The 13,433-nt window shown below is 32.8% G+C and carries 8 protein-coding genes; 5 read left to right on the forward strand and 3 right to left on the reverse strand.

Annotation, left to right across the window (positions count from 1 at the left end; genetic code table 11):
• Positions 1–135 precede the first annotated feature (135 nt).
• The gene (locus CCC31_RS01445) at positions 136–927 is read right to left on the reverse strand and encodes a hypothetical protein (RefSeq protein ID WP_290849085.1); all 792 of its coding nucleotides are present in this window, start codon (positions 925–927) and stop codon (positions 136–138) included.
• A 516-nt stretch (positions 928–1,443) separates the two neighbouring features.
• On the opposite strand from CCC31_RS01445, the gene CCC31_RS01450 reads away from it, so the two are divergent.
• Together CCC31_RS01450 and CCC31_RS01455 are read left to right on the forward strand one after the other, a co-directional pair.
• Positions 1,444–6,618, forward strand: coding sequence for a glycosyl hydrolase (locus tag CCC31_RS01450; protein WP_290849087.1), 5,175 nt, complete (start codon positions 1,444–1,446; stop codon positions 6,616–6,618).
• Between the two features lie 70 nt (positions 6,619–6,688).
• A complete protein-coding gene (locus tag CCC31_RS01455) occupies positions 6,689–7,153 on the forward strand; it encodes a hypothetical protein (RefSeq protein WP_290849089.1) in 465 nt (154 codons plus the stop codon).
• Here CCC31_RS01455 and CCC31_RS01460 read toward each other — a convergent pair.
• Both CCC31_RS01460 and CCC31_RS01465 read right to left on the reverse strand, forming a co-directional pair.
• Positions 7,143–7,820 carry a DNA alkylation repair protein gene (locus tag CCC31_RS01460; RefSeq protein ID WP_290849091.1) on the reverse strand — a complete coding sequence of 226 codons (678 nt, stop codon included), beginning with the start codon at positions 7,818–7,820 and terminating at the stop codon, positions 7,143–7,145. The genes CCC31_RS01455 and CCC31_RS01460 overlap by 11 nt on opposite strands.
• Positions 7,821–7,869: 49 nt before the next feature.
• The gene (locus tag CCC31_RS01465) at positions 7,870–8,763 is read right to left on the reverse strand and encodes a cation diffusion facilitator family transporter (RefSeq protein ID WP_022089633.1); all 894 of its coding nucleotides are present in this window, start codon (positions 8,761–8,763) and stop codon (positions 7,870–7,872) included.
• A gap of 195 nt (positions 8,764–8,958) precedes the next feature.
• On the opposite strand from CCC31_RS01465, the gene CCC31_RS01470 reads away from it, so the two are divergent.
• The 3 genes from CCC31_RS01470 to pckA all read left to right on the forward strand — a co-directional run bounded on the left by CCC31_RS01470 (position 8,959) and on the right by pckA (position 13,250).
• Complete coding sequence (locus tag CCC31_RS01470) at positions 8,959–9,774, forward strand: MerR family transcriptional regulator (protein ID WP_022089634.1); 816 nt, start codon at positions 8,959–8,961, stop codon at positions 9,772–9,774.
• 308 nt (positions 9,775–10,082) lie between these two features.
• Positions 10,083–11,363: a chloride channel protein gene (locus CCC31_RS01475; protein ID WP_363347228.1), complete on the forward strand. Its 1,281-nt coding sequence runs from the start codon at positions 10,083–10,085 to the stop codon at positions 11,361–11,363.
• A 282-nt stretch (positions 11,364–11,645) separates the two neighbouring features.
• Positions 11,646–13,250, forward strand: coding sequence for a phosphoenolpyruvate carboxykinase (ATP) (pckA, locus tag CCC31_RS01480; protein ID WP_117908617.1), 1,605 nt, complete (start codon positions 11,646–11,648; stop codon positions 13,248–13,250).
• Positions 13,251–13,433 lie beyond the last annotated feature (183 nt).

Here is a 13,433-nt window from a genome sequence, read left to right on the forward strand (position 1 = left end):
ATGAATTAGACCGGGAAACCAACACCCGGAAAATCGAAATCCATTATAGCTTTGTCGGACAGGTTGATACCGAGCAGGAGCCGACGCAAGTTGTCAACCATGACCGCCGCAACATGGTAGATGTAAAAAGTATCGCTATCTAACCCCAGCAAAATCAATACCGGTATTGCCTTCCATTCTAACAAACTTAATTTTTGATTGGGCAGTGGAAGCATCCTTTGAAGAATAGCTTGTGCCATGGGAATAAAAATTAATAATATAAGGAGTACTACTATTAGGGCGCATTGATGAAAGAACACTGTTCATATAAACATCAGGAACGTTTAAATAATCCAGTTCGTCATTGTTTTCATTCTGAAAATATCTGACTCTGGCATTAAGTACATTATTACCATTGTCATCAGTATCCATAAGACAACCTAACTTATATTGATGATAATCTTTCGTTGGATCATAATAATAAGAAACATCATATTCACCGGTAAAGTTAAACTCATCGTCCTTTTTTATTTCCCTAACAATATCGGCAATAATCAAGACGCTTGAATTGGCATGAAGGGTAAACCTAACAGTGAAAACCTGTCCCTTTTTAAGCTGATAATAGTCAATTCGAGTTCTGTCTCCAATACGATAATCTCTTGCGTAAGGTTTAATCTCGTTGCCATCAGCATCCTTGGCAACGCTCAGATTATTAAAACCTTCTATAGTCTTGATTCTTACGGAATACAAGCCATCTTCAGTTGCAGTAAAGGTCATATCCTTATCATTAGGTGTATCACTTGCACTGAAAAAATCTTTTTCTCCAAATACATAATCGTCTGTGTAATCATCTGACTCTGCTTTAACTTTTGCAGGTGAAAATGAAATAGAAGTTAATACTAATAAAAATGTAAGTAATAAACATAATAATTTCTTTGATTTTTTCATATTCTTTATTCTTTCTCTTTTGTTTGATTTTATATTAACATATTGGTATTTATGGGGCAATTATGATATGATAAATTATATATTGTATTATTTAAAAGATGGTTAGAATTGTAGGAATGAGTAGCACGGAACAATTCGTAGGCATCAAAGTTTGGAAATTTTGACCTCAACATCTATTTAAAAGTAATTATAAGAACTACCTATATAATTACACTAAGATTTCATATTTATAACCCCGGTATCTAAAAAAAACAACACCCTTATAAAAAAAAGAACATTATATATAAAAACGTTTCTTGATAAGATTAGATATGTATATGTTTATCTAGGAGGAAACAAAATGAACGAAGTTCAATTTTTATAAATGTTTCCGACGAATAGCCGCCGACCGAAGGACGGGGCAATACATATTATCTAGGGGAAACAAAATGAACAAAATTCATTTTTAATAAATGTTTCCGACGAATAGCCGCCGACCAAAGGGCGGGGGCAATACATATTATCCAGGAGGAAAAGATGAAAGGAAATTTTAAGAAAGGGATTTCAGTGGCACTAAGTTTAGCATTGACGGTAAGTTCATTTGCTTTGCCTGATACAGCAAAAAATGTTAATGCTGATAATTTGCCAACAACAAAGTTAGGAGTAGGAAGCATTGGAACAGGTTCAAATGAACCGGATGCAGCAAAACTTCCAAGAACTTCAAAACAGGGAAAATACAGATTTACAACAGATAATTATAACAGTAAGCATCAGGCGCTGGATACAAATGACTGGGCAAGTAACTGGTTGTGGGATTTAGAAGGAGATAGGGATACAGACTCTACAAATGCATTATCAGGAACAGCCTATGCACTTCCATTATGCTATTTAATGAAAAAAGATGGTTTGCGTGTGACAAAACCGGCAATGACAAGCAGTAATACAAATGTAAGTGCTTACAATATTAAGGATAATGATACGTTGTGCGATTTTAAAATTTCACCGGATTGGACATGCACAAACAACAATATAGACGAAGTAACTGACTGGTCATACAAGGCAGTTACAACAAATCCACAAAATGCGGGTCAGAAGATGTATACAACGATGACTCAGGGAAGTCCATTCGCTTTTATTGAAATGGAAAATACAAATACAATTTATTTGGAAAAATTACGTGTTACATTCCCAAGTGAAATTATTTATGAAGATACATATAATGGTTCAAAAATGGTTGTATTCAGAACGAATGATATTACAAGTTCAGTAAATGGATATCCAAGTGCAACATACCAATATTATGCAGTATTTTTACCGGAAAATACAACTGTTACACATATGGGAACAACAGACAAAACAAACAATGATAAAATAGGAAAATTAAAATTCACATTCCCATCAAACAACAAAGCTTATATGTCTGTTGCATGGTTATGTGAGAGCAGAAATATTGATAACAACATGGGTATTAAATATGCAAAAGAATATAGACCTTATGCATTTAATATTATTACAAATACAACAGCAGACTATTCTTATAATGAAAGCACGGGAAATGTTCAGACAAAATATACATATTCATTTTCAAAGAAAGCAGAAAGTACTGCTGATGGAACAATAATGGGAATTTTACCACATCAGTATAAGAATATGAGCAATGTTACATATATGGACAATAAAGCCATTACTTTGAGAGGGTATATGAAGTTCATAAAGGGCTCATCATATACTACAAATATGACATACAACGGTATTATTCCATATATGCCAAGTCTTTCAAGTGATGATTCACAAGGAAGAGAAGAATTACAGAAATATGTAAATAACTTCGTTAATAAATACATGACAGGAGCAGGAAATTGGACTCTTGCAAATGATGAAGGAAATGAAACATATTATCATGGAAAGAAATTAAATCGTTCTGCACAGGTTGTTGCAGCTGCTAAAGCAGTTGGAGATGAAGGAAATGCACAGAAAGTATTAAACGGACTTGAAAAGAACTTAGAAGACTGGTTTACATATTCAGGAAATAGTGACAAGCATTACTTTACATATTTAGGAGAAGGTGTTGGAGCTCTATTAGGATTCCAGTCATCATTTAATTCAGTTGACCAGTTTAATGATCATCATTTCCATTATGGATATTTTATTGAATCTGCAGCAAGCGTAGGTTTATACGATAGGGAATGGTTAAATAATTATAAAGATGTAGTAAAGCAGTTAATTTATGATATAGCTTGTCCATATAGAAATAATAAAGAATGTGTTGCAGATTGTGGAAATGCATATCCATATTTAAGAAGTTTTTCACCTTATGAAGGACATTCATGGGCATCAGGATATGAAGATGAGAGAACAGGTAATAACCAGGAATCAACATCTGAAGCAATAAATGCGTGGGCAGGAATTATATTATTTGGAGAACTTACAAATAATACAAAGATTAGAGATTTAGGTATTTATCTTTATACAACAGAATCAGAGGCAGCTGATGAATATTGGTTTGATAAAGACGAAGAAACATACAAAATTGATTCAACTAAGTTTGATGCTCCTATGGCATCAATGGTTTGGGGTGGAAAAGTTGACTATAGTACATGGTTTGGTCAGCAGTACACACAGGGAATACAGATTTGCCCAATTAATTCATGGTCATTTTATTTAGGAAAAAATGCAAATAAAATAACAGGAAAAGATTACATTAAAAAATATTACAATGCAGATAAAACTTATAAAAATGCCAAAGGTGGAAGCACTGAACATTGGAATGATATGTGGGCTGAATATTATGCAATAGCAGATCCTGATTACGCAATGAACACAGTATGGACAAAAAATGCAATAAATGATGGTGAATCACAGGCACATACTTATCATTTTATAAGAGCATTGCAGGATTATGGTACACCTGATTTGACATTTAAATCAAATAGTCCGACAGCTTCCGTGTTTAACAAAAACGGTGTATATACATATGTAGCATACAATGCTTCAAATACAGCAAAAACGGTAACATTTACAAGTAAAAGCGGACAGACAGTATCAATAAAAGCATCACCTAACACAATGACGACAGTAAATGCAAATGAAGTTAATAAATCTTCATATGTTGTAGAATATTATGGAAAAGATTTAAATTCAAATAATTATTCATTGTTAGGAAGTGAAGTGAAATACGCAGATGCAGGAGCAAATGTAACTGCAACAGAAAAGAATTTTACAGGATTTAAATTTGATAATTCAAATTCAAACAATATTAAACAGGGAACAGTAAATGCAAATGGAAGTCTTGTATTAAAAATGTACTACAACAGAGAAACATATAGCATTTCTTATGATTTAGTAGGAGGAGTTAAAAATAATACAGGATTATATCCGACAAGCTATATTTATGGACAGCAGATAACACTTGATACACCTAAAAGGGATGGATATGATTTTGCAGGATGGTATAAGGAAAGTACATACAACACAAAAGTGGACGCTATTTCATCAAAGGTAAATGGAAACATCACTTTATATGCAAAATGGATTCCGGCAGGAACAATTTCTGTAAATGAAGATATGTACCTTACATTTGATGCAAATGTTAATGGAACATTTACTATAGTAGGTGATAAAAAATACAATGCAGTTAGTGTGCTTTATAAGGTGGTAAATACAGAAAGTGAAGCAAAAGAATTAGCAGAAAGTAAAGCAGAAGTAGGATTTGTTTCATGGGGAATGGAAGCAACAGATACAGGTTGGAGTCATACAAGAAGCTTAAAAGGTGATGAAGGAAAATATATTGTATTTTATTTTATAAGATACGATGAAAATGGTGGTTATAAATCGGAATATGGCTATGGAAAAATACAAGCAAATGGAGGCAATATAGAGACAACAAAGGCACCTGAAACTACGACAACTAAAGTAGCTGAGACAACAACAAAGGCACCTGAGACAACAACTAAGATATCTGAAACGACTACTAAGGTTTTAGAAACAACAAAACCTGCAGCAGGTGATTCGAAATACGAATCATTAAATTATAAGGATATTGCTAACAATAATAATGGTGAATTTGATAAGGGATTGTTGGGCTGTAAATACGCAGTAATTAGTGGAGAAATAAATGCATGTTTATTCCAAAATAAAGGCTTTAGTGAATTGTATATGGCAGTAGGTGGAATGGGAGCAGGAAACTTTAAAGCTACCATAAATGGCCGCAATGTGACAAAAACACAAGGCACAGGAGTATTTATGAATCCGGCATCAGATTTTCTTACATATAAATATAATGTAGTTGAGATATCATCAGATGACGGAACTGCCACAGTAATTATTTTAAATCCAAATAAAACAGGAACATACAATCAAACGACACCTGAAACAACGACAAAGAGTCAGGAAACAACAACAAAGGCACCTGAAACAACGACAAAGAGTCAGGAAACAACAACAAAGGCCCCTGAGACAACAACAAAGAAGCAGGAACAGACAACAAAGGCCCCTGAGACAACAACAAAGAAGCAGGAGCAGACAACAAAGGCGCCTGAGACAACAACTAAGATATCTGAAACGACTACTAAGGTTTTAGAAACAACAAAACCTGCAGCAGGCGATTCGAAATACGAATCATTAAATTATAAGGATATTGATAACAATAATAATGGTGAATTTGATAAAGGACTATTAGGTTGTAAATATGCATTGATTGAAGGTAAATTAAATGTGTGTCAGTTCCAAAATACAGGCTTTGGTGAATTATATATGGCAGTAGGTGGAATGGGAGCAGGAAACTTTAAAGCTACCATAAATGGCCGCAATGTGACAAAAACACAAGGCACAGGAGTATTTATAAATCCGGCATCAGATTATGTAACATATAAATATAATGTTGTTGAAATATCATCAGATGACGGAAAGGCTATAGTTATTATATTGAACCCAAATAAAACAGGAACATACAATCAAACGACATCTGAAACAACGACAAAGGCACCTGAGACAACAACAAAGAGTCAGGAAACAACAACAAAGGCACCTGAAACAACGACAAAGAGTCAGGAAACAACAACAAAGGCACCTGAGACAACAACAAAGAGTCAGGAAACAACAACAAAGGCACCTGAGACAACAACAAAGAAGCAGGAACAGACAACAAAGGCACCTGAAACAACGACAAAGAGTCAGGAAACAACAACAAAGGCACCTGAGACAACAACAAAGGCACCTGAGACAACAACAAAGAAGCAGGAACAGACAACAAAGGCTCCTGAGACAACAACAAAGAAGCAGGAACAGACAACAAAGGCACCTGAAACAACAAAGAGTCAGCAGACAGACAATAACAACACAATTACAACGGATGCAAAAAATACAACAACTGCTGGAAATAGTGAAGGCATAAACGGAACATCAGCAGAAAAAACTGCTTTAGGACGAGCTGCATTTTCAAAGAAAATTAAAAAGAAGTTATCATTAAAGAAGATTAAAGTGTCAATTAAAAAAGTTGAAAATGCAACAGGATATGAAGTAAGAGTTGCAACATCAAAGAAATTTAAGAAAACACTTTATAAAAAGTCATATAAGAAAGTTGCATTTACTTTAAAAAGCAAAAAACTTGCAAATAAGAAAAAACTTTATATTAAAGTAAGAGCTTATGTGTTAGATGGAACAAATAAAATATATGGCAAGTGGTCAAAAGTTAAAAAAGTTAAAATTAAATAATTTTTAATAAGATAAAGAATCTCCGGCATATTTGTGCCGGAGATTTTTAGAGTATAGAAAAAACTGAATAATGAGATACAATAAAAAGAAAATTGAAAGTGCCGGATGGGGAAGTGCCACATTTTATAAGAATTACATAGAATTAACAAGAAAAAAGGGCGTGATAAAGATAGCATATTATGTGTATGGAGAAGTTAGATTCCTCTCAATATATGATTATACGGAATTATCACCCCAAAAGATGAAACTTAGAACATCTAATAGAAGATTGAATTTCTCATTAGATTTAGTAAATTCAAAAGATAAATATTCTAAGGGAGTATATACATCAATAGCAAAAGTAAGTTCAGAATTATCATCTAATGAAGATATTAATTATGATAAATTTAATAAATATGAAAAAATGCTTACGCAGAGAAAGTTAAGTATAAACTTTTTATTTTATAATGATACATTTACTGAGAGTAATATGCCTAAAAAGACAAAAAACAGTTGGTACAAATTAACTGATTTCTATGAAAATATTATTTTCTAAAACTTTTTAGGTAAATTTTCTGCTCATCAGTAATCCGATAACTTTCAACAGCTTTTTGAATAGTTTTTCGATGAACCCATGGTGAAAGTTTGCGTTGCTCAATATAAGGGATAACTGTGTTCCACTGTTTAGCAAGAGCGGTTGCCATATACCATGCAATCATCATATTTACATAATATTCTTCAGATTTTACATTTGAAACAAGTTCTACATATTCCGGTTTAAAATCATCATCTAAATAAAGACTCATTAAAGCACCGATTCCATAACGGATAGTATAGGTATCTGAAGAATTAATCCATTTTTTTATTTCCATAAGTAATTCATCTTTATGTTTTGAAAAACATTTTGGTAAAGGTAAATCACATGTAGCCCAATTATTGATATAAGGAATAAATAACTTTACCTGTTTTATGCATTCGTCATAATCTTTTATTCCGGAAATTATCATCATATGAAGATTATTTTCCTCGTAATATGTATGTGGCAAATCTTTAATAAAAGATTTTGAATCTTCAGTTTTTGCATATTCTTTAGCAAATTTTCTTAATATAGGAGTACGAATGCCAATAATATTTTCTTTATTATAGCCTGGTATAAGCTTGCTATGAAAATCTCTATATTTTAAATCCTGTAATTCAAATAATTGTTTTTGTAGTGTATTCATATAAATCTCCACTTGAAAATATAAAAAAGTTTTATTTAAATATTGCTATCTATATTGCAGGAACTATTTCTACGGATATCTGGTCGAATTTGTTTTCCAAATCTTTAGTAATATGTTCCTGTATTGTTTTAAATTCTTTAATTTTTAAAGTATCAGATTTGCTTTTAACATATACTTCAATCCATGTTTTTCTTCCGGTTTGTGTTACATCAAGAAAATCTAAACTATAATCATAATTTTGAATATCTTCATTAACAACATCTCTTATTTCATCCATGACTTCCTTATCAGGAGAAAATAATACAAGTTCCTTTAAGGTCTTTATAATTTGAACTACGGGTTCTTTTACAAGGAATAAAGAAACTAAGATAGCTACAGTAGAATCAATGTAAGGAATAATAAATTTTAAAGTTGTGTTAGTAAGGAAAATCTGTAACAAAAATGCAACGGAAATTCCAAGAGTGCTTACAATATCTACTTTCCATAAATATAATTCAGACTGAATCATCATAGAAGAATAACTTCTGCTTAAGTGCTTTAATACCAAAAAAGTAAGCATACAGAAAAAACAAAGTGAAGATTCGTATGCTAAAACGCTGATAGCATTTACAGTATGACCACCATTAAGTAAAACTTTTACATTTGATGTAATCATATTAATAACTACTGCTAATAAAATTAAATATTTTATAAGAACAAGTAAAGATTCAATTTGAGAGAAACCATAAGGTTTCTTTTCAGATACCGGTTTATACAAAAATGGAACAAGTATAAACATTGGAAGTAAGAGTAACAAATCGAATAAGTCAAATATTCCATCGGCAATTACTGTTTTTGAACCAAGGAAAAATGCTGCAATTACTTCGACTACTGTAAAAATAATTGTTCCGGTAAGTGATAATCGTAAAATTTTGTTTTCCGTTTTATATTTTTTATCGTCCATGATAAATTGAAAAAATCCTTTCTAGTGATATGAATTGTGCCCAATTCTTATTAAAAAGTTCATAATTATGATAAAGTCTGGTATAATACTAGTGTCAATAGTATAAATAATAAAAAAAATACGGTAAAATAAACTACATTTCAAAATAAATAGAACAAAACATTAGTATAGTACAAGAGTAAAGAAGAGGAAAAGATGAAACGTAAAAAAACATTTAATATAGGAGAAGTGTCAAGGCTTTTTAATATTAGTGTAGATTCAATTCGTTATTATGAGAAAATAGGAATATTAGAGCCGACACGCAATGAGGGAAATAATTACAGAGTATATACTTTATCGGATATCAGACAACTTACAATGATAAGAGAATTGTTAGGACTTAATTTCTCGACTGAAAGAATTAAGGAATTTGACCGAAACCAAAATGTGGAAACTACAAAAATGCTTCTTTCAGAAGAACTTAATATAGTAAATAAAAATATAGTAGAATTATTTGAAAAGAAGGTAAGTATAGAAGCAAGAATAAAATCATTAGAAGAAAACATTAATCATACGGATTTGGGAAACATAAGGATAAAAGAGTTTGATGAAAGACAGTGTGTAATGATAAGTGAGTCGAATCTTGATGATGATGACGTAGATTATTATCTTGTAAAATATATGCAGTCCCATAAAAATAAAGTTGATACAATAGGAGCATGCGACTGTTATGTGTTGGATATATCAAAAATAAGTGAAGATGGAAATTCATTTGTAACAAAAGGTGTATTTTTCTATTCAGATACATTATTATATAATAGTAATTATTCTTTACCGGCAGGAAAATATTTATCGATATTTTATAAAGGGCCATCTACTAGAACGAAAGTGGCGGTAGACAGATTGATAGCTTACGCAAATGAGCATCATTTAAAAATTACAGGTGACCCGATAGAATTTTGCCATATTGATGATTATGAAACGTCGGTAGATGAAGAATGTTTAACAGAAATTCAAATTCCGGTTAAATAGTTTTAAAATACGAGGAAAGAAAAATGAAAAGAAAAAATAAACACGAAGAAGAAAAAAGTACAAAAAAAAGCGGGACTTGCAAAAACATATTTGGGTGCTAAATGTGTAAAGATTGTGGCAATAATTGTGATTATAGCGATTGTTATAAGTGGAGTTGCAATCGGAACAAAGACATTTTAGATAAGGCAACTAAAAATGCACAAAAAATTGTAAAAGCTTTTTTTGAAAAAATTATGATTTAGATGAATACACAGTGAAGTATAAATAATTTACATATGAAAGGTTTGAAAATAATGCAAATGGAAAGCATGGATTCTAAAAGAAACAAATCAAAAGTTATTATAAGATACTATTATGACAGGGTATCCAGAGATGTGGGAAATTTTTTTAAATGGATTGCACTTGCTATTTTGACAGGTCTTGTTGTTGGTGGCGCAAGTAGCATATTTGCAGGGTGCATAAAATGGGTTACTGAATATAGAAATAATAATATATGGGTATTTATGATTTTACCGATCGTTGGTGTGGCAATAGTGTTTATGTATCAGATAATAGACCCACATGATGGTGGAACGAATCAGGTTTTGTCTACAATAAGGTCAAGGGGAGATGTTCCACTAAAGGCTGCACCACTTATATTTGTGTCAACGCTATTAACCCATCTTACAGGAGGGTCGGCAGGAAGAGAAGGTGCTTCTATTCAATTTGGTGGAAGTATCGGAAACTGGCTTGGCAAATTAGTAAAACTTGATGAATTTGATCATCATGTAATGATTATGTGTGGTATGAGTGCCGCATTCGCAGCGGTATTTGGAACACCGATGGCTGCGGCAGTATTTGCAATGGAAGTTGTAAGCGTTGGAGTTATGTATTATGCCGCATTACTTCCGTGCGTCGTGGCGTCAATTATTGCAGCGGAATTTGCTACAGGTATGGGAATTGATCCTGAGACATTTAGCGTTACAAGAATACCTGCCTTAACTGTTGAAACTGGCTTTAAAATGGCAATTATATCGGTAGGATGTGCAATGGTCAGTATAATGTTTTGTATTGCACTTAAATTTGTAGCTAAAATTTATGGGAAATACCTTAAAAATTTATATGTAAGAGTTTTTGTGGCAGGCTGTGTAGTTATTGCGATAACAATGATTTTAAATACAAAAGACTACATGGGAGCAGGTAATGAGTTGATAGCAAGAGCAATAGAAACAGGACAGGCAAGACCATTAGACTTTTTATGGAAAATGATTTTGACGGCAGTAACAATGAGAGCAGGCTATCGAGGTGGTGAAATTGTTCCGGCATTTAGTGTGGGTGCAACATTTGGATGTGTGGCAGGACAGCTTTTAGGATTTCAGCCTGAACTTGCAGCAGCAGCAGGCATGGTTGCTTTATTTTGTGGAGTTACCAATTGTCCTATTACATCTATGCTTATATCCTTTGAACTGTTTGGATTTTCAGGTGTGGCATATTACCTGATTGCCATTTCAATAAGTTATTCGTTGTCAGGTTATTATAGTTTATACAAAGATCAGACAATTGTATATTCCAAATATAAGGCAAAATATATTAACAAAAGGACAAGATAAATTAACAAATGCATATACTTTCAATAATTAACTGAGGACTTTATATTGTTAACAAAGGAAAAACAAGGCGATTTCAGTTGAATTTGGAAAGAAAATATGTATAATATTACATTAGGGAACCTGGTTTTTTTATAGTAAATGAAATATTTATTGTTTCATAAGTTAGTAAAAGCTTTTATATAAGGCAATTACAGACAGGTTTTCTGTGATGATGATATAAGAATCTGTATAAAGCAGAGTTTCTTTATATACTATTATGAAAGAAAAGAGGTTTAAATTAAGATGGCAGAAATCAATTTAAGCAAGTATGGTATCACAGGTACAACAGAAATCGTGTACAATCCTTCATATGAATTATTATTTGAAGAAGAAACAAAACCAGAACTTGAAGGCTATGAAAAAGGACAGGAAAGCGAACTTGGTGCTGTTAACGTTATGACTGGTATTTATACAGGACGTTCACCAAAAGATAAATTTATCGTTGAAGATGAAAATTCAAAAGATACAGTATGGTGGACAACAGATGAATACAAGAATGATAACCACAAAGCAAGCAAGGAAGCTTGGGCTGCTGTAAAGGATATTGCTATTAAAGAACTTTCAAACAAGAAGCTTTATGTAGTAGATGCTTTCTGTGGAGCAAACAAAGACACACGTATGGCAATCCGTTTCATCGTTGAAGTTGCTTGGCAGGCTCATTTCGTAACAAATATGTTTATTAAACCAACAGCTGAAGAACTTGAAAACTTCGAACCTGATTTCGTTGTTTACAATGCTTCAAAGGCTAAAGTTGAAAATTATAAAGAATTAGGACTCAACTCAGAAACAGCAGTTGTGTTCAACATCACAAGCCGTGAACAGGTTATCGTTAATACATGGTACGGCGGAGAAATGAAGAAGGGTATGTTCTCAATGATGAACTACTTCCTTCCACTTAAGGGAATTGCATCAATGCACTGCTCAGCTAACACTGATTTAAACGGTGAAAACACAGCAATCTTCTTCGGTCTTTCAGGAACAGGTAAGACAACACTTTCAACAGATCCTAAGCGTTTACTTATCGGTGATGATGAACATGGTTGGGATGACAACGGCGTATTCAACTTTGAAGGTGGATGCTACGCTAAGGTTATCAACTTAGATAAAGAATCAGAACCAGATATCTACAATGCAATCAGACGTGACGCTCTTCTTGAGAACGTAACACTTGATGCTGAAGGAAAGATTGATTTTGCAGATAAGAGTGTAACAGAAAATACTCGTGTATCTTACCCAATCAATCATATCAAAAACATTGTAAGACCTATTTCATCTGCACCGGCAGCTAAGAACGTTATCTTCTTATCAGCAGATGCATTTGGAGTATTACCACCAGTATCAATCCTTACAGAAGCTCAGACACAGTACTACTTCTTATCAGGATTTACAGCAAAACTTGCTGGTACAGAACGTGGAATTACAGAACCTACACCAACATTCTCAGCATGTTTCGGACAGGCTTTCTTAGAGCTTCATCCAACAAAATACGCTGAAGAATTAGTTAAGAAGATGGAAAAGAATGGAGCTAAGGCTTACTTAGTTAACACAGGATGGAATGGTACAGGAAAGCGTATCTCAATTAAGGATACACGTGGTATCATCGATGCTATCTTAAATGGTGACATCTTAAATGCACCAACAAAGAAGATTCCATTCTTCAACTTTGAAGTTCCAACAGAACTTACAGGTGTTGATACAAAAATCCTTGATCCTAGAGATACTTACGCTGATGCTTCAGAATGGGAAGTTAAGGCTAAGGACTTAGCAGAAAGATTCATCAAGAACTTTGCTAAGTATGAAGGAAATGAAGCTGGTAAGGCTTTAGTTTCAGCAGGACCACAGATTTAATATTTAATTTATTAGAATGTAATGCGAAAGCATAAATTAATATAAGAATGTTTTATATTCAAAGAAAGCCAGGTGCTTATTGCACCTGGTTTTTATTGTATAGGGCAAGACCATGTTTACAAAGGCGAGTTTTTTTTGAAGAAAAAACGAGGCTTTAATTTTTTGACCATAATCCTTTGATAT

It is taken from the genome of Eubacterium sp. LMAG:50 (assembly GCF_008680265.1).
In the GTDB taxonomy this organism is placed as follows: Bacteria; Bacillota; Clostridia; order Lachnospirales; family Lachnospiraceae; genus Eubacterium_U; species Eubacterium_U album.

Coding starts and splice junctions, on each gene's coding strand:
- CCC31_RS01470 (WP_022089634.1), top strand. CDS start 8,959: ATGAAACGTAAAAAAACATTTAATATAGGAGAAGTGTCAAGGCTTTTT.
- CCC31_RS01455 (WP_290849089.1), top strand. CDS start 6,689: ATGAGATACAATAAAAAGAAAATTGAAAGTGCCGGATGGGGAAGTGCC.
- CCC31_RS01460 (WP_290849091.1), bottom strand. CDS start 7,820: ATGAATACACTACAAAAACAATTATTTGAATTACAGGATTTAAAATAT.
- pckA (WP_117908617.1), top strand. CDS start 11,646: ATGGCAGAAATCAATTTAAGCAAGTATGGTATCACAGGTACAACAGAA.
- CCC31_RS01445 (WP_290849085.1), bottom strand. CDS start 927: ATGAAAAAATCAAAGAAATTATTATGTTTATTACTTACATTTTTATTA.
- CCC31_RS01450 (WP_290849087.1), top strand. CDS start 1,444: ATGAAAGGAAATTTTAAGAAAGGGATTTCAGTGGCACTAAGTTTAGCA.
- CCC31_RS01475 (WP_363347228.1), top strand. CDS start 10,083: ATGGATTCTAAAAGAAACAAATCAAAAGTTATTATAAGATACTATTAT.
- CCC31_RS01465 (WP_022089633.1), bottom strand. CDS start 8,763: ATGGACGATAAAAAATATAAAACGGAAAACAAAATTTTACGATTATCA.